Below are 21,681 nucleotides of genomic sequence, written 5' to 3'. Positions count from 1 at the left end.
AGATTACGTGTACAATTACAACTACCGACGCTTTCAAGCCAAACTCAAACAGCGCGCACCGATTGAATATCGATGCGCGCTGGCAGCATAGCTTTTTTCATCTGTCTACTTGACAGGGGTATGACCAGTAGCCGGTGTTTTTTCGTTATGTTCTCTTCCCTATAGCCAAGCCTCGCTAAAACTACATGTTTCAATTCAAAATGCGGTAATCCATTTTTTAACTATTGGACCTGCCACAATGCAGGGACATTGGATGGTTCCCACCCAGACAAGGATGTGTGGGATTGCAAACATTTATACGTCTTACCGCTATAGGTGACCAGCTGTCCTACAGTATAGGCTGTATTCGCCTGCCAGGCGGAAACGCCCGGATTTGTCGTTCCTGCTGTTGTTTTCACGGTCACCGCATTGCTCGCAGCAGAACCATTACCCGCCGCATCCTTTGCTTTTACCGTAAATGTATACGAGGTATCCGCTGCAAGCCCGCTGATCGTTGCTGTTGTTCCGGTCACGGATGTCGCCAGAGCCGTTCCGTTGTACACATCATAACTCGTTACACCCACGTTATCCGTAGATGCCGCCCAGCTCAGCGTTATGCTGGATATTGTTTGCGCGGTTGATGCCAGATTCGTCGGTGCAGTTGGTGCTTGCGTATCACCTCCCGGTTGAGTCGTAGTGCTCACGTTTACAACATTACTGGCTGCAGACAGATTGCCTGCCGCATCTTTTGCTTTGATCGTGAAAGTATAGGAAGTACCCGCGGACAGGCCGCTGATTGTTGCGGTCGTTCCGTTGACGGAGGCAGCAAGATTGGCACCATTGTAGACGTTATACCCAGTAACCCCCACATTATCCGTTGAAGCATTCCAGGCCAGCGTCACCGAATTGGCCGTCACACCTGTCGAGCGGGCATTACCGGGTACACTTGGCGCCGTCGTATCTGCTGGAGGCACTGTACCTCCAGTAGGCAGATCGGCTTTCAGTTTATTTTGGAGTGTTTTGTTCCGGTCACCGCTAAGCTCCCAGAACATCGCTCCGCCGAGTCCTTTGCTTTTGATATAAGCGGTTTTATATCCAATAGACTCCGCATCGTCATAGCTAATAAATCGCTTGTTGGTCGCATTATAGAGATATGGCACCTTGGCAATGTCATTCCAGTAACGCGTGTACCCGTTTTTGTTAATGTAGTTAGTCTCCAGATCATAAAAATCAAAGGAGCCTGCTTCCCATGTTCCAACGGAAGAACCTCCCGCGCAGGTCTGATACTGGCCATTACTCGCCTGTGCGCATCCATCCCAGCCACGTCCATAGAACGGAACACCAAGCACAAGTTTAGCGGCTGGTACGCCTGCATTCAAATGTCCTTGTGCTCCGGCAGCCACATTAAATGTATTGGCATCCGGCACCCCAGCAGCCGAAGCCGCAGGGTCATAGTTCAACGGCGCGTTATGCGCGCTGACTTTTTGCCAGGCCCCGTTAAAATCGTATGTCATAATATTAATCCAGTCGACGATGGCAGCTATATTGGCAAGCTCAGTATTCGCAGCATAGGTCGTAGATGCACCGCTTGCAATCGTAAGCAGATACTTCTTGCCGTCCACAGCTCCGGCAGCATCCAACTTCTCACGGATTTTGCTCAGAAGCAGTGTGTAATTTTGCTTATCCTCAGGACGTTTGCTGTTACCATCAAGTCCGCCTGATACCGGGTACTCCCAGTCCAGATCTACCCCGTCAAAATTGTATTTCCGCAGGAAGTCGACGGCAGAGTTTGCAAATACCTCTCGCGTTGCAGCAGTCGCAGCTACATCGGAGAAGCGGTTGGACCATGTCCATCCTCCCACGGAGATGATTGTCTTCAGATTAGGATTGATCTGTTTCAGCTTGTTAAGCTGATTGATATTGCCTGCAATGGGCTGATCCCACGTATCCCCTGCAAATGTCTTGCCGGTATCAATCCATGGATCGCCAAGCACGATCGTGCCATTCGGTACATTGATCGTCTGGCTCTTCTCATTCTGACACGTCCAGGTCACCGGGTTAGGGCCTGAAGGGTCCGGATTTCCATGAATACCGTTCCAGCAAATATCGGCAAACGCATAGTTGATATGCGTGACTTTGGTTGGGTCGATGTCCGTTACATTATAGTTTCTCCCATACGCAGCCCAGGACGGGTAGTAACCAACAATTTTATAAGAATCTGCAGCTGCTGCCGTAGCGGGTTGGAGCACAAAAGAAGGAATAATGACGGATAAGAGCAGGGATAGACCCAAGAGAAACTTCGCGGTTTTCTTGACAGCAGTGTGTTTATTTAAATGTATCATCTAATACACAACCTCCTTTGTCGTTTGCGTACTCAGCCCGTTCAGGAACGGACGATGTGCGCTCGAAAACTGGTTATTCGTATATGCATCCCAGTTGATTGACCAGGTCATAATCCCTTTTATCCCCGCATAGCCCGCAGGCTGGAGCAAAGTATAGGAACCGCCGTACGACACACCTTTGATCAAATAATTCAGTGCCTTCTGCAGATCGGCTGGCGTTGTATAACCACCTCCGGCAGCCTGTTGGGAAGCCGGCACACCGATGGCAATCTGGTCCGGTCGCAAGGGACTAAAGAATGGGCCTGTGCTACCGCCTACATGAAAGCCTTGAAGCAGCATCTCCGCCATGGCCACATGGAAATCAGCTGTTCCCTGGGCGTAAGAGCGCCCATCCAACCCCACCATGGAGCCCGTGTTATAGTGCTGCACATGAAGCAGGGTCAGGTCATTACGCAAGGCATGGATGACTGGCAAGTATGCTCCCCAAGGACCGCCGTAGCTCAGATATCCACCCTGTACATAGGCCGTCTCCGGCGCAGCCGTCAGGATGAAATTGGCGCCAAAGTGTGACTTAACCGCTTTCACGCCATGGATGAGGTTAACAATTTTCGGTGTAGTTGGACTACGGAAATCGGTATCCCCTGCATTCAGAGACAGGGAGCTTCCTTCCAGATCGATATCTAGACCATTGAAACCATACGTGGAAATGATTGATTTTAACGAATCTTCGAACTGCTGTCTCTTGGTCGCATCAGTGAGCTCAATGGTACCGTTGGCTCCCCCCATGGAAAGAAGTACTTTTTTCCCCTGGCTTTGCAGATAGGCAATATCGGATTTGAATTCAGCTACCGTTGCATTGTATGGAGTAAAAGCAAGCGTTCCGCTGCCATGTGAAATCGGTTCAGCAAAGGAGACATTAATGACGTCATAGGCTGTTGATACGTTACGAAGTCTGATATTCGTTGAACCATTATCGAAGTTATGCCAGTAGCCGATCAGCCATTTGCTGCCGGTTGGCCCCGGATTGGAAGATCCATTGGAAGTTGTCACACTGAGGGAGGTGCTCGCAGCGGATATATTGCCTGCGGCATCTTTGGCTTTTACCGTAAAAGCATAAGTCGTGCTAGCTGTCAGTCCTGTGACTACAGCCGTTGTAGTTGAAGTACTTGTCACAAGAACGCCGTTCCGGTATACCTCATACCCCGCTACGCCCACATTATCCGTGGATGCATTCCAGGAAAGACTCACAGAGGTGTTCGTGATGAAGGATGAAGTCAGACCCGCAGGAACAGAAGGTGGTGCCGTATCTGGCGTTGGCGTTTCCCCTCCCGAACCTTCCCCGACGTATTTCCACAACGCGGGCACAACAGAGGGCTCCCATCCGCTCAACGCCGTGTGGGCCTGAATACACTCATAATCTTTATTTTGATATGTTACGAGGTCTCCTTTCTTGTATGCGGTGCCTGCCTGCCACTGGGCGGCGGCATCGGCTCTCGGTGCAAACCACGAAATAAGAAGAAGAAATGCCAAAGCAAATGTAATGACCGGGCGGAATCGAACAGCTTGATTCAAGCAAAATCCCTCCTGTACTAAGGATACGTTCACCTTGCAAACAAAACTTCAATTGTCCACCTGCATCTGATCTGTGATCGATTAGAGCCAGCCCCATTCAGCCATCTGATGTTGCGTGTCACTTCACTCCCTTCCCTTACCAAAATGGACCTTCCCTCTCGTGTTCTTTTTTTGCAGGCACCATCCAAATTTTACAGGGAATTTACAGATCCTCACCCTGTATTTAATCAGTAAACTGCAAAAGAGATAAGGGATAAAATAGTTCTATTGGGGGCGAAAAATGTAATATAGCGCACAAAAAAGGTTTTCTTTCAACTCCTTAGGAGACTTGAAAGAAAACCTGTGTTAGATATTTCGCAGAGAAGAGGGCGTATCTTACTGCCGCTACTCCCCTCTCCTTTCCAAAGGCTTCCATCCATCCACGCCGGACAGAATCAGAGGTACAGTGTACTCGGCCGCTTCCTGTTCGGTCAGTATTTTGGCCCAAGGCACACGATCAGCAGCACATCCGGCACCAGGCCCTGCGCTGTTGTATTCCGCATACTGAACGGTCTGCTCTGCATCTGTCTTGTTCCAGTTGTGCCATCCCTCCCGCTTCACATGAGCGCCGATCCAGCAGTTCAGAAAACAGACTTTGGCATGATGACGCCACGGTCTGCCCAGATACACCGACTGCGGCGGAGCATTGCTGGTCAGATCACAGTCCAGAAACACATAGCCGTAACGCACATCCTCCGGCGTAGAGGCTGCGGTAATCCAACCGTTCACTTGTCCATCCGCAGCCTCCGCTTCAGTCAGACGATTCTTCGTAAAGATCTCGCAGCCCTTAAACACCACCGTAGCCGAACCAAAAATAAAATCGATATCACCTTCGATGTAACAGTCCTCGAAATACTGCCGCAGTTTGCGCCGCTCGGCACCATCGCGTGGCCCACCAAAATAACTGCGATCCATGGGCTGCTCCGGCAGCGGGCCGGTGAAGATCGTATCCTGGTGACCGATCAAACGACAGCGGCGAAAGACCGCCCGGTCTCCATCCACATAAACGGCCAGGGCCTGACCAACTTGCTTGCCCGGCCCGGCAGCATTTACGAAGGAAATCCCCTCTGCCGTGAAATCATCGGCACCAACGAAAGCCGTATAGGAATGAAACGTATGATATGGCGACCCGTCCGGAAACTTCTTGAGTGCATGATCATCATACGTAATGATCGTCTGCTCCGCCCCCTCACCAATCAGGTGGATGCCCGGCTTCTCCATATGCAGCTTCTCATGATAGACACCAGCCTTCACTCGAATTGGAACGATTCCGATGCCATTCTCCGGCAGCGCATCAACTGCGGCCTGAATCGTCACATAATCCCCTGTCCCATCTGAAGCAACAGTCAGACAGGGAGCTGATGATTCCAATGCTGTATTTGGCAATCTCTGCTGCGTCATGGCAGTCGCTCCATTTCCAGTGCTGCCAGCAGAAGCGGAGCCACACCCATAAAGGAATCGCTTACAACCGCTTCGGTTACATAGTAGTTGTACGAGCCATCCCGATCCAGGCTTAGTCCTGCGCCATGACAGATCCCGTTTAACCGAACGCCGTCAGCCGTCTCCTCCACCAATCTGGAGGACAGTCCCTGCCATCCCTTCTCCGCCGCAGCTCTGAAATGCGGCTCCAGATACCTTAGTCGCACACCCTTCGCAAGTGCATATACAAACATGCTTGACCCGGATGCTTCCAGATAGTTGCCTTTGCGGAAGCCCTGATCCAGCACCTGGAACCATAACCCGCTCTCCTGCTCCTGCACGCGTACCAGAGCATGACACATCCGTTCGAAGATGCCGATGATGGTTCCGCGCTTTGGATGATTCACGGGGAAATGCTCCACGCTGTCTACAATCGCCATGGCATACCAGCCCATCGCCCGGCTCCAGAAGTGTGGTGAGCACCCTGTCGATGAATCTGCCCAGACCTGCTCCTTCGATTCATCCCAGCCATGATAGAGCAGCCCGGTCCGCGGATCACGGGCCTGGCGTTCGATCAGCAGAATCTGATGTGCCACTTCGTCCCACAGCTCAGGTAGATCAAACGTCTTGGCATACTCTGCAAGGAAAGGCGACGACATATACAATCCATCCAGCCACATCTGGAATGGATAGATTTTTTTGTGCCAGAAACCGCCCTCCGACGTGCGGGGTTGCCCTGCGAGCTGTGCTGCCAAGAGATGAGCCGCTTCTACGTAACGCTGATCTTCAGCACCATCCAGTAATGCAAACAGGTTTTTCCCCTGATTAATCTGATCCAGATTATATTCTTCCAAAGTATAGGTGCCAATAGAGCCGTCCGGCTGGATATACAGGTCCATATGTTTTTTCATAAAATCAACATACTCTTGTTTGCCATAATACTGCCCGGTTCGTGCCATTGCCATCAAGGTCATGCCTTCCACGTATGCCCATCGTCCCGAAGGGAACGCATGATAACCGTCCCCGTCACATTGCTGGATGATCGTTGCTGCAATTCGCTCAGACCAGGATAACTGTGTCTGTACCTGCATAAGCAATTCCTCCTTGAATGTTGTACTCACCTAATACATGTATGACTAACGGATAACCGCTTCACTCTTCAAAGGTCGCTGTCCTTATTGCCGGCACATTGCCGTTGAACTGCGAAGGTTCAGCTTAGGCTGAATGACTACCGGAACATCGACCTGTTCATCACGGATTAACGATACAATCAGCTCTGCTGCCTGCACGGCCAGTTCATCCAGAGGCGGGCCAATTGTAGTCAAGGCCACTTCCGCATATTGCATATCCGGCAGATCATCATACCCAATTAACGAGATATCGCGTGGAACACTGTAACCTGCCTCAAGTAAAGCCCGGAGTGCCCCTCGGGTGACCAAGTTGTTCAGTCCAATAAATGCTGTCGGCGAATCCGCCCCAAACGCATGATTACGTATGGCAAAATACCCGTCTTCCCAAGAGGAATGCGCTGGCAACACATGGTCTTCGTTAAAACCCAGACCCGTACGCTGCAACGCTTCCCTGTAACCCTCCAGCTTGACGTGCTGGGAGTTGCCGATGAATCCGATTCGGCTGTGGCCCAGCGATTTCAGATGCTCCACTGCTTTGAACAGCCCTTCTTTGCGATCAATCTTGATGTAAGGAGAGTTCGGCGCTTCATCTGTACCCAGCACAAAACATGGCATGTTGAGTGTTGCAAACTTTTTCCAGAACATCTCCCGATTGTCCAGTGCATAGTCCCACAGAATACATCCGTCCACGCGCAGCTGGCTGAAGACATCCACGCCATCATCCGCCACAACCAGGATCATCTGATATCCCCGCTTCTTCAGCTCGGTGTGCAGACGGCCGGAGATGTTGGAGAATAACGGATTGCTCAGCTCATCCAGCACAAAACCGATGATGTTGCTTCTGCCGGTGGAGAGCTGCCGGGCCAGCATGTTTTTCCGATATTGATGTTTCTCTGCGACCGCAAGCACCTTCTGCTTTGTTGCCGGTTTGATTCGGGGATCATCATTCAGCGCCTTTGATACCGTGCTATAGCTCACCCCCGCCAGTTTGGCAATGTCTTTAATGGTTATCAAAATCAATCAACACCTCTCATACGCCTGAAGCCCTATTTCTTATTTCTGTGCAGATTTATAACGATCATATTGTGCCTGTCTGCCCGCAATAACCTGCTCTATATTCATCTTTTTCAACGTCTCAATATAACTGTCAAACTGGTCCAGACTGGCGTCCCCGCTAATAAACTTAAAGTTCATCTCTTCCACATATGTGGTGATGTCAGGCATCGCCATGCTCTCCACACTCGCTTCATCCGGCAGGGCATAGACAAACGGGAACGGTTCGCGCACATACGGCTCCAGTTCTTTATCCATCTTCGCATGCCAAGGGGCTACGACGGAATCAGCAGAATCGGTGGATTGGATGTTCGGCAGATTCACCGGACCAATGCCAAGCTTCTGGATGTATTCATTGTCCTTGCCTTTGTCCGTAAATGTCTTCACGCCATTCTCTTCCGTATACGTGTCATCCTTGATGCCCCACGTATAATACGTCTGTGCTTCCTCACTTACGGCATAGTCCAGGAAACGGAAAGCAAGTTCGGGATTTTTACTATCACGTGTAATGCCAAAGATGCCACTCACTGGTGTACGTCCTACATAGAACTGATCCCCGTGCGGTCCTTTCAGTGGTAAAATGCCTTTGATGATTGGCTCTTCCGGATTGTAATCCTTGAACAACGGACTGTAGACCATCGACATATACCAGCTAAAATTAAACGTTGCTCCCGTCACATCCTGAGAGATGCGCGACGTGACCTGATCACTCGTAGTACTCGCATAATCCACCCCAAGCAGACCTTCCTTGTACAGTCCGTTCAGATAGCTCAAGTACTCCTTGTAGGCAGGCTCATAATAACTGAAATGTACCTTGCCCTGATCGTCTGCATAAAACTGGTTGGACAGATCAAGTCCAAATGCCGGGCCAAAGGCCATGGACACAAATTTTGCTTCCATGGACAGCGGAATCTCATCGGCTTTTCCGTTGCCGTTCGGGTCGTCTGTCTTGAATTTGCGCAGCATCGCCGTGAATTCATCCAGCGTGGTCGGCTCGCTTAATCCCAGCTTATCAAGCCAGCGCACATTGACCATAAATACCGGCATGTAGTTGCGGGTTAACGTCTGCTGCGGGATATAATACATTTTACCATCTGGCGTTGTTAAACTGGCTTTGACCGAAGGCGACTTTTCATATATTTTTTTGAGATTCACGCCGTACTTCTCTACCAGTTCATTAATCGGAATGAATAGACCGCTGTTAATGTACTTCATCAGTTGATCCTGATCCGGCAGGTACACGATATCGGGCAAGCCGGTACCAGCAGCCAGCCTCGGATTGACGGCATCCGCATAGTTCTGCGGCGGAATCAGATCCCAATCCACCGTCACACCAGCGTTGCTCTCAATTTTCTTCACGATGGCTGCGGTGGACAAGTCCACATTGGTCGTCCAAGCGTTGGTGCCGAGAATAGACAGCTTGGCATCCGGTTGATCCGTCACCGGCCCTGCTCCGGTATAATTGAAGGCTGGCTCCGAACTGGACGGGGTGCTCCCCGCATCGGTTCCCGCCCCTGTTCCGCCGCTACATCCCGCCAGGCTGATTGCCAGTATCGCTGCGATTACACTTTTTCTTCCTGCCCCTTTAAATCTCATCCATCATTCCTCCTTGGTATGAACCATTTTGAACTCCCTTGAATGACATGACACTTAAGTAAGTAAAGCTATCCTTTCACGGCTCCGAGGGTAATTCCCTTAACGAAGTACCGTTGGATAAACGGGTAGATCGTAACAATAGGCAGAATGCTGACCACAATGGATACATAACGAACCTGAAGGGAGGAGACCGCCAACGCACCGGATGTCATCGTACCGCCCATCTTCTGCATCACTTCCGGCGAAGCCATGATCAGCACTCTTCGCAGGAACATCTGTAAGGGCTGCATATCCTGTTTGCCCAGATATAATAGGGCCGTGAAAAAGTTGTTCCAGTGGAATACCGCATAGTACAGCGTGAGCACAGCCAGTGTTGGCTTAATGATCGGAACCGCCAGACGATAAAGCATCGTCATCTCGTTGGCCCCGTCTATACCGGCACTTTCGAAAATTTCATTCGGAATGCCTTCGAAAGCTGAGCGGCAGATCATGACGTTAAACGTAATCACCAGCACAGGCAGCACCATAACCCAGCGAGTGTTGTACAGCCCAAGCGAGGTAATCAGCATGTAGACCGGAATGAGTCCACCCGAGAAATACATGGTGAAGGCGATGAAGAAATTCAGCTTGCGACGTAAGAAAAACTGCTGTCTGGATAATGGAAACGCCGCAAGACATGTTGCCACGATGTTCAACAGTGTGCCTACCACGGTGTACCAGAGGGTGTTGTAGAACGAAACCCACAACTCCTTGTATTGCAGTACCATTTGGTAACCCGACAGGGTAAACCCAACGGGCCACAATACAACTTTTTGTTTGTCGATGGCATCCACCGAGCTGAATGAAATACTAATGACGTACAGAAAGGGATACAACGTGACAACAACCGCCAGTATGGTCAGCAGGTAGACACATCCGTAGAACAAACGGTCACTTCTCGATTTTTGCATACAGGTCTCCTTTGGTCCGGGTTATAGTCTTACCAGAGTGACATCTTGGTCAGGCGGCGGGTCATGGAATTGGCAGCAAAAACAAGGATAAAGGTGATGATGGAGTTGAACAGGCCGACCGCTGTGGCGAAGCCGTAATTCTGGCCCTCAATCCCCATCCGGTATACATAGGTGGACAGGACATCAGCTGTTTCGTAGGTGGCTCCGTTGTAGAGCAGATATACTTTCTCGAAACCTACACTCATAATGCCGCCAAGCGACAGAAGCAGAAGAATGACAATGGTTGGTTTGATACTGGGTAGGGTCAGGTGCCATAGCTCCTGGAATTTGTTGACGCCGTCAATTTTGCCGGAATCATACATCTCGGGGTCGATCCCCATAATGGCTGCAATGTAGATGATGGAGCTGAAGCCAAAGCTCTGCCAGATGTCGGAACTTGTGAAGATGGTACGGAACCAGCTCGCATCCATCATGAAGTTCACTTTTTCCATGCCAAGACTCGCGATGAGGGTGTTCACAATACCGTCTGTTGGTGACAGGAAGTTAATAATCATACCGGCTACAACAACAGTGGAGATGAAGTGAGGAAGGTACGTAACGGTCTGGGCAAATCGCTTGAATGTCCGGTTCTTGATCTCCACGATGCAGACAGCGAATAAAATCGGAATGGAAAAGCCAAACAGGAGTGGCAGGAAGGCGAGCAGAAATGTGTTACGCAGCAGTCGCCAGAAGTAAATGGAATTCACAAACTGTTCGAACCAGCGCAGTCCCACCCACTCCCCGCTGAGCATGCCCTGCCCCGGCAAGAAATTACGAAATGCCAACAGCACGCCAGGCATCGGAAGGTACATGAAGATGAGGTAATACAGAAAGATAGGCGAAAACATCAGTAGCAAATATTTATCCCGTCTGATCAAGCTGAACAGCGTGGACATGCGTTTTTTCAACGTGAAACACTCCCCTTCGCTACATAATTACAACGTTTGAATTCTCGAATAAAAAAAACTATCATTCCACTGACGTATTTGTTATTCATCTCATTCACATTTTGTAACAACCTATATCATTCTTCGTACTAATGAGATAATTAATTAGAAATAATCCTCCTTACACCTTATTTATTTCTTTTCAATACTTGCCATAACCATAATTACAACGTTGTAATTTTAATCTAAATGTATACGCTTACATAAACTTTTTCCCATCTTAGCAAAGTCTTCAATGTTTGGCAACAACAAAAATCAGTGGCATGCTGTAACGTACTAAATTACAGTCTCGCATATGCGAGACTGCCCGTTAAAATCTACACATGATTCCGATATTCCATCGGTGTCATAACATACACTCGCTGAAAGGCTCTGTAAAACTGACTGACGCTGGAAAATCCCAGTTCATAACTGATTGTGGTTACTGAATCCGTTGTAAGGCGGAGCCTCCTGGAGGCTTCTTCTACGCGCAAATTCAGCAGATATTGATACGGTGTTGTTCCCGTAAGAGCCTTGAAAGAACGCATAAAATGATATCGGCTCTGATGTGCAACCATCGCCATCGAATCAATATCCATTGGGCCTGTATAGGCACTGTGAATGTAATCCAGCACTCGTTGGAGATGAGGATCAATGAATGTACCGGGATTTACAGTCCTTTTTCCATTTTCCTGCCCCGTCAACATACGTCTTAGATACGTCTCGATCGCCATTTCTGTTTCCTGCACTTGCAGCATTTCGGGCACATCATCTAACAAAATGGAATTCCAGCCTCGAAACAGACTGCTGATCTCAGCAGGATCAAATGTCTGGGTAGGTCGAAACTCAGCTCGCCCCCCACTTAACTCCGCACCTTCGAAACTGCCTAATGGCGGTTTACGGAACTTGATCACAATGACAGCCGAATCCAACCCTATCTCAAAATAATGCTCAGTCTGGGGATGAGCAATAATCCCTATCCCTGCTTTTAGCGGGTATGCATGCCGTTCCTGTACCAGATGACATTGACCTCTGACCGGCAGCGTTAGCTGATACCAGTCGTCATGTATATGCGGCTCATTCGCAAAGCCTCCGGTAGCTTTCCATAATTCCAACCCATTTAGCGTCATGTTTAATTCCATCGTTTGCTCACCTGCTGACATTATAGCAAATCGTGCTCACTTTCCAAGCACTTTTCACAAAGACATGATCTGCCCCCATCTTTTATCATAGAAAAAAATAAATCGAGGTGATCTCCCATGGCTCAGGCCACTTTAAGCAAAATGCAAATCAACTCCTCCGCCAATTGGGCACTTGCCGGAGTCAGCTTCGCCCATCTGCTGAATGATGCGATGCAGACAGTGGTTCCGTCTGCTTTCCCGTTATTCCAGCAGACCATGCAGCTAAGTTTCGCCCAGATGGGCTGGATTGCCTTCACCCTGAATATTACCGCATCCGTCCTTCAGCCACTGGTCGGTTATATGTCAGACCGCAAGCCAATGCCGATCCTGCTTCCCGGAGGCATGTTATTCTCCCTGATCGGTGTTCTCGGCTTAGCCTTGTCTTCCGAGTTATGGATGTTGCTTGTTTCGGCAGCATTGATTGGTATAGGCTCATCCATCCTCCATCCCGAATCCTCACGTGTGGCCCATATGGCAGCCGGACGAGGACGCGGAATGGCGCAGTCGATCTTCCAGGTGGGAGGCAACACAGGACAGGCTATTGCTCCATTACTGGTCGCCTTCATCCTGCTGCCACATGGGCAGCGTAGTTTTCTATGGCTGATGGGCTTTGCCCTGATCGGCATATTCATTCAGTCTTTGGTCAGTCGTTGGTACAGAGACAAGCTTGCCGAGACCCACATTCGTCAGCAACGCCCTCTAAAATCAAGCGGCGCAGGGCCAGCAGCTCGGCCTGTGAGCAGGGGATTCATCGCTTTTACAATGGGAATTCTCATCCTGCTGCTGTTCTCCAAATTCGTATATATTGCAGGCATGACCGGGTACTACGCCTTCTATTATGCGGATGCATATGGTTTGCCTCTCTCCCAGGCACAGATCTGTCTGTTTATTTTGCAATTTGCAGGCATGGTCGGAACCTTGCTCGGTGGCCCACTCGCTGATCGCTATGGACGTAAACCGATGATCTGGTTCTCCATTGCAGGCACTGCACCGTTTTCCCTACTGCTACCTTATGCGGGCCCCGTCATGTCGATGGTGTTGTGCGGAATGATTGGACTCATCCTGATGTCCGGCTTCAGCGTCATCATTGTTTATGCACAGGAATTGCTCCCTCGTCATATTGGAACGGTATCCGGATTGTTTTTTGGCCTGTCGTTTGGCATGGCTGGACTTGGCTCGGTTGTGTTAGGTTCCTTAATTGACGTGACCAGCATTTCGTTTGTTATCAAGTTATGTTCGTTTTTGCCACTGCTTGGTGTGTGTGCTGTATTTCTGCGTAAGGACCAACCAAGAACAGCATGATAACCGTTGAAACCTCTTTCGTTTTGTGACTACAATACACATAGGAGAATTGAGGATAACAGAAGGAAGGAATAACGCATGATTATTGATGTACAGCATGTTACTTGGAAAAGGGGACCCCTTACCCTGCTGAACGATGTGAACTGGCAGGTTAATGACGGTGAACACTGGGCGTTGCTTGGCCTGAATGGCTCCGGCAAAACAACACTCCTGAACATGATTACCGGGTATCTCTGGCCGACCGAAGGCAAGATATCCGTGTTAGGCCATGAATATGGGGATGTCGATCTGAGACAGCTTCGCAAATCCATTGGCTGGGTCAGTTCATCTCTGCAAGAGAAATTGCATGGCACAGACCGCACACAGTATGTCGTGATCAGCGGCAAACACGCCACCATTGGCCTATATGACAAGCTGTCAGATGATGATCTGGATCAGGCACAGGAATTGATGCAAACGCTGGGTTGTCAGCACCTGTGGGATAGCGAATATCGTACCTGCTCTCAAGGCGAGAAACAGAAACTTCTCATTGCCCGAGCACTGATGGCCAATCCGCGTGTACTCATTCTGGACGAGCCTTGCAATGGACTGGATCTGTTCTCAAGAGAGCGACTGCTGAATAGCATCCGTGAATTATCACAGCGTCCAGATACCCCGTCACTCATCTATGTCACCCATCATACCGAGGAAATATTGCCCGTATTCAGTCACAGCCTTTTGCTGCGCCGGGGCGAAGTCGTCCGTAGTGGATTAACTGGCGATCTGATGAATACAGAAGTGCTTAGTGATTTCTTCGAGGCACCTGTGGAAGTTGATCGGCACGGGGATCGCGTCTATGTCAGAGCTGCGGCGGATTCATAATTGCGGGGTTATACACAGCAAACGTAACATAGGTGAAGAAACTTAACAGTAAAAAGCCCGATATCTTATCCACATGTGGATAGATTTTGGGCTTTTTACTGCTATATCTAGTGTTATCCACCGTTTTCTGTGTAGAACTTTCTAATTTATGAGTATAACTTTACGGTTTCATCTATTTATCTATACGTTTCACCACTATCCTATTTTCGCACACCTAAAAACAGAAATAGCGGAATGCGTTGCCTGCGCAGATAGGTCTCCTCGTTTACAAAATAAGCACGTTGTGGTGCTGACTCGCGCAAATGTTCTACACGGAACCCTGCCCGCTGCAATGCCATAAAATATGATTCAATGGAACGATGCATCTTTTTCACAGAACCGCCCATCCACTGCTGCTCACGGAATCCTTCCACAAAATACTGATCAACCACCCAATCCGTTCGCGTCCCGGAAGGTTGCAGTGTGGACGTGATCACAGGATGTTCTACCGAAAATACAAATGTCCCGTTCTCTTTCAAAGTATTGTATATGTTGCGGAACAGGCTCTCCACATCTTCAATATAGTGAACAGCCAGTCTTGATATAACCAGATCGTACGCTACGGCCGGGTAGGTCCAGTCTTCCATGAACGCTTGCTCAATCCGGGCATTCAATCCTTTTACCGATTCGTTAGCTGCCTGAATCATATTCACAGAACCTTCAATTCCCGTATACGTCGCACCTTCGCGCTCCCGACTCAGCAATTCTGCGGCGAACCTTGCATCTCCACAACCAAGGTCCAGTATGTTCTTGCCGGCAACATCTCCAATCAACTCCAGCATCACCGGCTTCTCCAATGTATCATTGGCATTCTCCTGCCACTTGCGACGTTCCATATACTTCTCAAAGTTCGCCTGATCATCGTAAAAGTCCGATCCTCTGTCCTTCATTCCGTGACCCTCCATTTCGGATAAGCATACTTCCTATTTACAGCCTGTAAGAGTATACAGAATATGGATGTGTCTGGCTATAACAAAAAGGCTGTTGTCTGGAGTTCTCCAGCAAACAGCCTTTCTGCCTTACACTTATAACATTTACGCCGCTTAGCCAAAACGTTCTGTTTTGTACCATTTGCTTTCGCGTTTCCGAATCTTGTCCATGATCAAGGAGTAGAAAGCCTTGATCGAGATCAGGATGAACAGCTGTGCATACGTGAAATAGGATATGCAGGCATAGATGAAATTACGAGTATTGCTCTGTCCAATATCTGCGGCAAGTGCCAGATTGATCTGTAACACGTAAATAAAGTACATAAGTGCCCAACCAATGACCAGAAACACATATGCATCGCCGGCAAACTGGAACGGTGAACTTACCTCTGGTTTAAATATGGCAATGACCTGATAGACCAGATTCACGAGAAATATAATATCCGATACAATGATCGCAAGCATAAACCAGAAATAACTGACGGCATAATAGATGACCAGCAACTTATTACGCCAACTGGAACGGTTAAACAGGTTATGGATATTATCCAGTACCACTTGGTAGTTCCCCTTGGCCCAGCGTTCGCGCTGCTTCATGTACACACTAAGCTGTTCCGGCTCCTGCTGATAAGCTTCCGCTTGCGGCGCAAGTGCCACAAACTGTCCGCGATTCAAAATCTCAAATGATAACGCCGTATCTTCTGTAATAGCTGTCACATCCCAGCCGCCAATCTCCCGGATCAACTCGGTTTTGATAATGTAATTCGTCCCCGGGATGGAACCAAGCTGGAACAATTCCCACAGACCCGTGTGATACACACGTTGCGAAGTAATGATCTCCAGATTGATGCATTTGGAGAGGAAATTCTGACCTCTGTTGCGTGCTTTGTTTCTGCCAAAAACCACGCCATATTGTTCAGGATTCTCAAGCGATTTTTGGGTCAAAAACATTAATGCATTCCGTTCAGGTGCGGCATCTGCATCGAAGATACAGATCCAATCACCTGTGGCTATGTCCAGTCCGTCATTTAATGCCCCGGACTTGCCACCTGTTCCTTTACGCTCCATTACTGTTACATTGCGATGCATATAACTGGTCTGACTGAGGAATGATCTCAGCTTCTCTGCGGTATCATCTGTACAGTTATCCGCGATCACGATGACCTGAACTTTATCCTCCGGATAATTCAGGCGCAGGATGTGCTCTACTGTCGCAACAATGACCAGACCCTCGTTATGCGCAGGTACCATGACCGTGACTGTTGGATAATGATCCATATCTTCAGGGATCTGAATCCCTTTTTTGTCCTGTTTATTAATAAAACGAATCGCACCTGCCATAATAACAATCGACTCGAATACGGCAATCCAGATACTAAATATAGATAATATTAATATAAAATCAGCCACTTACTTTCCTCCGATCATACTTGCGAATAACTTTCGACCGAAAGCGAAGGGTTGCAATTGTTAACCAAATCGTGAATACCGCAAATAAAGAACTGACGGCGATACAGATCGGGATGAACCAGGACATATAGTCCACAGCGCCTCTCTCCTTCCCGTTATATAAGTTCAACTAAAGATTATTTACACTGACACTCCGAGGACAGAACAACCTTCCGATCGCTGTTATCCCCAGATTTTTTTGATTCCCTTCTTCATAAGGGAAAATCCAGGGATAAAGGCGAACGCTACGCTTCTTCAGATTATTTCTGTCCCCTCCGTTATCGTGTAAATGATTAGTTGAACTATATAACTTATATATACTCACCGATGAGATCGGTCTCTGTGTTTCGTTCAAGGGCGGCAATAACCGCGTCAATGTCCTCGTACTTGCTGAATTGCTCCTTTTGGAATACCAGAGCACCAGAGCGTATCACCGTTTGCAGCTCATTTCCCTTTTTATCAATAATATGAAGATCCATTATGGCTTTTTTGATCCGCTGTGTAAGAAGTGGAAGATATTCCACATTCACCATCGGACATATGATGACAAATCGCCCACGATCCACGAAAAATTTATAGTCCTCATACCGAATCTGCTTCTGAATCGTACCCGAGATTTCAAGCAGGAACTGTGCATACCGGACAGAACCGAGGGATTCCATCACCAGTGGCAAAAATTCAATCTTGAACATGGCAATGCTGAATCCATACTTTTCGGAGTACCGACGAGCAAGGTTACTATGTTTGATTAACGTATCTGCCAGCGCTCCCTTATTACCAAGCGTGGTATCCAGATCGATTTCCGGGTTACGGTCCTGCATATCCTGGAGACGTTCCACTACACGCGCACTGCGCAGCAGACTTGCCTTGATGAACGCAGCCACGGCAACGTTGGCAGGGATGAGCAACCACCAGGAGAACACAAGCACATTTGCATCAGCATAAGTAACAAGCCACACAAAATAAGAAACCAGATATACAAACCCCGTCACGACGGATACACCAACAGGCAGAAAAAGACCAAAAACCAAGGCACCCAGCGACACGATACTAAAAATCAAATCCCCTGTAGTGTAGCTCTGATCCATGTACACTTTAAGATAAATCATCAGTTGCTGCATGAGGGCTAGTCCAATTAAAAGGGCATATCCCCACGCAATACGGCGGGTAGGTGCTTTATTCCTCATAGTTCCTTCTCTCCGTTGAATTTATAGAACTCTTGTTCAACCTCACTTCTTTTATATCGCAACAATTTATGACATGTTTAGACAAAACTATGCTAACACATTGAAGAATTCATTAAATGACAAAATCATTACTTTTTCATATTTTTCTGTAAATTAACTTCTCCCAATAAAGGAAAAAGATTATCAAACAGATGTGTGTTACCGTCAAATACATATCCACCTGGATAACGAGAGTCCTGACCACGCAACGTAGTCATATGGTTATACAACTGTTTGGCCCATTTTGGATCACCTGAACGAACAGCGAGTAAAATGGCAAGGCCATATACCGAGGAAGATTCATAAGAGACGGCAGGTGTGCGTGATTCTCGCTTATACTGTCCGGGCAGCTGATGCCGGGTGTTGAACTCTTTTTTCAAAAAAGAAATGAGCTTGTCCGGTTTGCGGTCGGTCACGGTTAGATGATTCGCCACGATCAACTGGTCGATCAGATTCACCGTATCATCATACGTAAATTTTTTACGGACTACATCGAAGGTCTTCGGATAGAACAATCCATCGTCAGGCATCTTCTTCAGCAAAGCTTCGTACTTGGCATAGGTTCCCGGTTCCACCAACTGATGTTTTTCCATCAATTGTAGAGACGGGAGATCAACATAGACCAGACTTAATGTATCTGTGGAGTGACCACTCGCAAAATCGTGAAAATCAACATAATATCCTTTATTCTGAACCGATTGCGAAAGTGTACGGGATATTTCCGAAGCTGTTTCCAGTTTGGCTTCTCTTTCTTGTTTCCATTGATCTGCTGCCTTTAATAACGCACCAACAATTCGAAAATCATCGCCAAGCGCGTTGGTTGTCACTTGAGATTCACCTTTGGCATCCAGCTTCCAGGCAATATATTTTTGCGGCATGAGGAAATAGGTGGTCAACAGTTCATAGCTTTCCTCGAATAACGCCTGATCATTCTTGGCTACAGCATATTGCATCCAAAGACCAAGTGATTCAGATAAAGCCTCTCTGCCTGCTACGATGTCTGCTCTCTCTGAGGTAGCATCTTGCAAATAGGTCGCAATTGTACCATTAGGATTAGTCATATGATCTTGAACAAAGGATACCGTAGGAGATGATTCATTCATCACAAACCGCTCCTTCACAAAAATAATTAACGCTGCCGTGATACTGACTGCCAATATGATCCACCACGTTAGCCTTTTTCGGTTTACCCGTTTCATGACTCCCTCCTGTACTGATGCTTCCCTGGCATAATGATTCTTCTCCTTTGGATAATTCCGGCTAGAGTCTGGGATGCAGGGGTCAAGAATCGTTCCTCTGTTCATTCCGAAATATCCATGTAGGGTCGCCGTCCACCCTTTTTGACAAATTTCCAGTCCACCTCGATATTATGTCGCATTCGACGTAGAAGCATGACTGCGGTCTCGATCTCTTCCTCCGTCAGACCATCCAGAGTCACCTGATCCGAATGCACGCCCTCTTTACGAATGAATTCCCATGCTTCAAGCCCAGCTTTGGTGGGATACAACACCTTATTCTTCTTATTACCCATTGCTGGCTGTTTAATAATGAACCCATCGGATTCGAGTTTGCTAATAGCTCTGGCCGCCGTCGTGCGATCCACTTTGATCAATTCAGCAAGCTGATTCGGAATTATGCCCGGATTCTCACAGATTCGATACAGATATAGATATTGTCCACGGGACAGGTTCAGATGCTGAAACTCGACATTACTGATTGAATCCAGACAGCGGGCAATCATACCAATTTCACGCAGCACTTCTTTTTTCTCAGTCAACACACTCACGCCCCTATAAAATTGTTGCATTCGCAACATAATTGATGGTATAACTACTGTTGAAAAGAACGAGTTTCGTTCCACATTCCTGTATGTACCAGTTTATCACGTCAGGATAACATTACGATCACCCAAAGGAGAAACATTCATGAATACAACGATTGTTGAAGTTACTAATCAGGAATTGCTCGATGCCTGCTTCGCCATTCGTACGGCTATTTTCGTCGAAGAACAAGGCGTATCCGCAGCGGATGAATTCGATGCTTATGATACATTAGACGCGGAGGTGCGCCACATTCTGCTCTACGTAGACGGTGTACCTGCTGCTTCCTCCAGACTGCGCATTGTGGAACAGGTCGCCAAATTGGAACGGATCTGTGTCATGCTCGATTACCGTAAACACGGCCTGGGCCGTGTGCTGATCGACAAGCTGGAGCAGATGGCTGTTGCTGATGGTCTTGAGAAAGCCAAGCTGCACGCACAGGTACAAGCTTCCGGGTTCTACGAACGTCTCGGATACGCACCCGCATCGGAAGTATTTATGGAAGACGGCATTCCCCATCTGCTGATGACCAAAAAACTGAAATAATGAAACTCCAAAAAACGCCTCCGTTATCACTTCTCAGTGATATACAGAGGCGTTTTGCATTCAGGCAACGCATTTGCGAACTCAACAACGGTAGGTGGCACGTACAAATTGCAGGCACTGATTATAACAACCAAGTATCCTAACTTACTTGCCAGACGCGTTGTATCTTATCCCAGTGCCAGACGGTCTGGCTCGGATTCGGCAGCATTGTTCTTCATTTGTTTACTGCGCAACTGTCCGCAAGCAGCATCGATATCCGTACCATGTTCCATACGTACAGTGGAGTTGATGTTGTTCTTTTTGAGCGTATCATAGAAGCCGAGAATCGACTCTTCTGTACTCCGTTGATACTGACTGTGCTCATCCACCGGGTTGTATGGGATCAGGTTCACACTGACCATACTTCTGCGACTGGATAACAGTTCAGCGAGCTCCGCGGCATGCTCACGTTGATCATTAACATCACGTAACAGGATGTACTCAAACATGATGCGTTTGTTGGTTTTAGCCAGATAATAATCCACCGCATCCATCAATTGCTCAATCGGGAAAGCCCGGTTGATCTTCATGATGTGTGTACGCAGTTCATTATTAGGTGCATGCAGAGAGATCGCCAGGTTAACCTGCAGACTGCTATCTGCAAATTCCTTGATTTTGTCCGGAAGGCCGCTCGTGGATACAGTTATCCGTTTGGCGGCAAGTGCCAATCCTTTGCGATCCTTGATAACTTCGATGAAATCACTCATGTGCTGGAAGTTGTCGAATGGTTCGCCAATCCCCATCACAACTACGTTGGTTACCCGTTCGTTTTGACCCGCTGCATCCAGATGTCGCTGCACATGCATAATCTGTTCCACAATCTCTCCAGCGGTCAGGTCTCGGCTCTTCTTGATCAGACCGCTTGCACAGAAGCTACAGCCGATATTACAGCCCACTTGTGTGGTCACACAGACGGTAAGTCCGTATTTTTGCCGCATCAATACCGTCTCAATCAGGTTGCCGTCCTGCATCCGAAGCAGAAACTTCACGGTACCATCTGCCGATTCCTGCTTCACATGTTCGCTCAGCGAGTTCATGGTGAAATGCTCGGAGAGAACGTCCAGACATTCCTGACGGACATCGGTCATCGCAGGGAAATCGTGAACACGCTCTTGATATAACCATTCCCAGATCCGGGATGCACGGGATTTTTTCTGCCCATGCTCCGGCAGCCAGGAACGTAATTGCTCTAATGTTAATCCATATATGGATGATTTGTTCATTGTATAATCCTCTTTTCGCAA

18 protein-coding genes are annotated in these 21,681 nt (G+C 48.1%); 3 read left to right on the top strand and 15 right to left on the bottom strand.

Annotated features, from left to right (window positions below; translation table 11 throughout):
* Positions 1-221 precede the first annotated feature (221 nt).
* The 9 genes from PAEAM_RS04085 to PAEAM_RS04045 all read right to left on the bottom strand — a co-directional run bounded on the left by PAEAM_RS04085 (position 222) and on the right by PAEAM_RS04045 (position 12,160).
* Positions 222-2,321 carry a glycosyl hydrolase family 18 protein gene (locus PAEAM_RS04085; RefSeq protein ID WP_100526753.1) on the bottom strand — a complete coding sequence of 700 codons (2,100 nt, stop codon included), beginning with the start codon at positions 2,319-2,321 and terminating at the stop codon, positions 222-224.
* Positions 2,322-3,893 (bottom strand): chitinase, encoded by a 1,572-nt coding sequence (locus tag PAEAM_RS04080; RefSeq protein ID WP_100526752.1) that lies wholly within the window; start codon positions 3,891-3,893, stop codon positions 2,322-2,324.
* 384 nt (positions 3,894-4,277) lie between these two features.
* Positions 4,278-5,333, bottom strand: coding sequence for a pectinesterase family protein (locus PAEAM_RS04075; protein ID WP_100526751.1), 1,056 nt, complete (start codon positions 5,331-5,333; stop codon positions 4,278-4,280).
* Positions 5,330-6,442 (bottom strand): glycoside hydrolase family 88/105 protein, encoded by a 1,113-nt coding sequence (locus PAEAM_RS04070; RefSeq protein WP_100526750.1) that lies wholly within the window; start codon positions 6,440-6,442, stop codon positions 5,330-5,332. Before PAEAM_RS04070 ends, PAEAM_RS04075 begins: the two co-directional genes overlap by 4 nt.
* Before the next feature lie 84 nt (positions 6,443-6,526).
* Positions 6,527-7,495, bottom strand: coding sequence for a LacI family DNA-binding transcriptional regulator (locus tag PAEAM_RS04065; protein WP_165789826.1), 969 nt, complete (start codon positions 7,493-7,495; stop codon positions 6,527-6,529).
* A 39-nt stretch (positions 7,496-7,534) separates the two neighbouring features.
* Entirely contained in the window at positions 7,535-9,130 is a 1,596-nt protein-coding gene (locus PAEAM_RS04060; RefSeq protein WP_100526748.1) for an extracellular solute-binding protein, read from the bottom strand.
* A gap of 68 nt (positions 9,131-9,198) precedes the next feature.
* Positions 9,199-10,080 (bottom strand): carbohydrate ABC transporter permease, encoded by an 882-nt coding sequence (locus PAEAM_RS04055; RefSeq protein WP_100526747.1) that lies wholly within the window; start codon positions 10,078-10,080, stop codon positions 9,199-9,201.
* A gap of 29 nt (positions 10,081-10,109) precedes the next feature.
* Complete coding sequence (locus tag PAEAM_RS04050; protein ID WP_047841090.1) at positions 10,110-11,015, bottom strand: ABC transporter permease; 906 nt, start codon at positions 11,013-11,015, stop codon at positions 10,110-10,112.
* 368 nt (positions 11,016-11,383) lie between these two features.
* On the bottom strand, positions 11,384-12,160 hold the full coding sequence (locus PAEAM_RS04045; RefSeq protein ID WP_165789825.1) for an AraC family transcriptional regulator: 777 nt from the start codon (positions 12,158-12,160) through the stop codon (positions 11,384-11,386).
* A gap of 144 nt (positions 12,161-12,304) precedes the next feature.
* On the opposite strand from PAEAM_RS04045, the gene PAEAM_RS04040 reads away from it, so the two are divergent.
* Both PAEAM_RS04040 and PAEAM_RS04035 read left to right on the top strand, forming a co-directional pair.
* Complete coding sequence (locus tag PAEAM_RS04040) at positions 12,305-13,528, top strand: MFS transporter (RefSeq protein ID WP_100526745.1); 1,224 nt, start codon at positions 12,305-12,307, stop codon at positions 13,526-13,528.
* Positions 13,529-13,606: 78 nt separating this feature from the next.
* On the top strand, positions 13,607-14,389 hold the full coding sequence (locus PAEAM_RS04035; protein ID WP_100526744.1) for an ABC transporter ATP-binding protein: 783 nt from the start codon (positions 13,607-13,609) through the stop codon (positions 14,387-14,389).
* A 200-nt stretch (positions 14,390-14,589) separates the two neighbouring features.
* Here PAEAM_RS04035 and PAEAM_RS04030 read toward each other — a convergent pair whose 3' ends face one another.
* The 5 genes from PAEAM_RS04030 to PAEAM_RS04010 form a co-directional block, all read right to left on the bottom strand.
* Positions 14,590-15,318: a class I SAM-dependent DNA methyltransferase gene (locus PAEAM_RS04030; protein WP_100526743.1), complete on the bottom strand. Its 729-nt coding sequence runs from the start codon at positions 15,316-15,318 to the stop codon at positions 14,590-14,592.
* Positions 15,319-15,471: 153 nt separating this feature from the next.
* On the bottom strand, positions 15,472-16,767 hold the full coding sequence (locus PAEAM_RS04025) for a glycosyltransferase family 2 protein (RefSeq protein ID WP_100526742.1): 1,296 nt from the start codon (positions 16,765-16,767) through the stop codon (positions 15,472-15,474).
* Between the two features lie 350 nt (positions 16,768-17,117).
* The gene (locus tag PAEAM_RS04020; RefSeq protein WP_047840908.1) at positions 17,118-17,993 is read right to left on the bottom strand and encodes a diguanylate cyclase domain-containing protein; all 876 of its coding nucleotides are present in this window, start codon (positions 17,991-17,993) and stop codon (positions 17,118-17,120) included.
* 128 nt (positions 17,994-18,121) lie between these two features.
* On the bottom strand, positions 18,122-19,231 hold the full coding sequence (locus PAEAM_RS04015) for a glycosyl hydrolase family 8 (protein ID WP_100526741.1): 1,110 nt from the start codon (positions 19,229-19,231) through the stop codon (positions 18,122-18,124).
* Positions 19,232-19,332: 101 nt separating this feature from the next.
* Positions 19,333-19,839, bottom strand: a complete 507-nt coding sequence (locus PAEAM_RS04010; RefSeq protein WP_076252229.1) for a MarR family winged helix-turn-helix transcriptional regulator — start codon at positions 19,837-19,839, stop codon at positions 19,333-19,335.
* 118 nt (positions 19,840-19,957) lie between these two features.
* On the opposite strand from PAEAM_RS04010, the gene PAEAM_RS04005 reads away from it, so the two are divergent.
* Entirely contained in the window at positions 19,958-20,398 is a 441-nt protein-coding gene (locus PAEAM_RS04005; RefSeq protein WP_100526740.1) for a GNAT family N-acetyltransferase, read from the top strand.
* Positions 20,399-20,565: 167 nt separating this feature from the next.
* On the opposite strand, the gene rlmN is transcribed toward PAEAM_RS04005, so the two are convergent.
* The gene (gene rlmN, locus PAEAM_RS04000; RefSeq protein WP_100526739.1) at positions 20,566-21,660 is read right to left on the bottom strand and encodes a dual-specificity RNA methyltransferase RlmN; all 1,095 of its coding nucleotides are present in this window, start codon (positions 21,658-21,660) and stop codon (positions 20,566-20,568) included.
* Positions 21,661-21,681: the final 21 nt, after the last annotated feature.

Origin of the sequence: Paenibacillus sp. GM1FR, from assembly GCF_002803315.1 — a bacterium.
GTDB classification, from domain to species: domain Bacteria; phylum Bacillota; class Bacilli; order Paenibacillales; family Paenibacillaceae; genus Paenibacillus; species Paenibacillus amylolyticus.
This window is presented reverse-complemented; position numbering and strand designations above follow the sequence as displayed.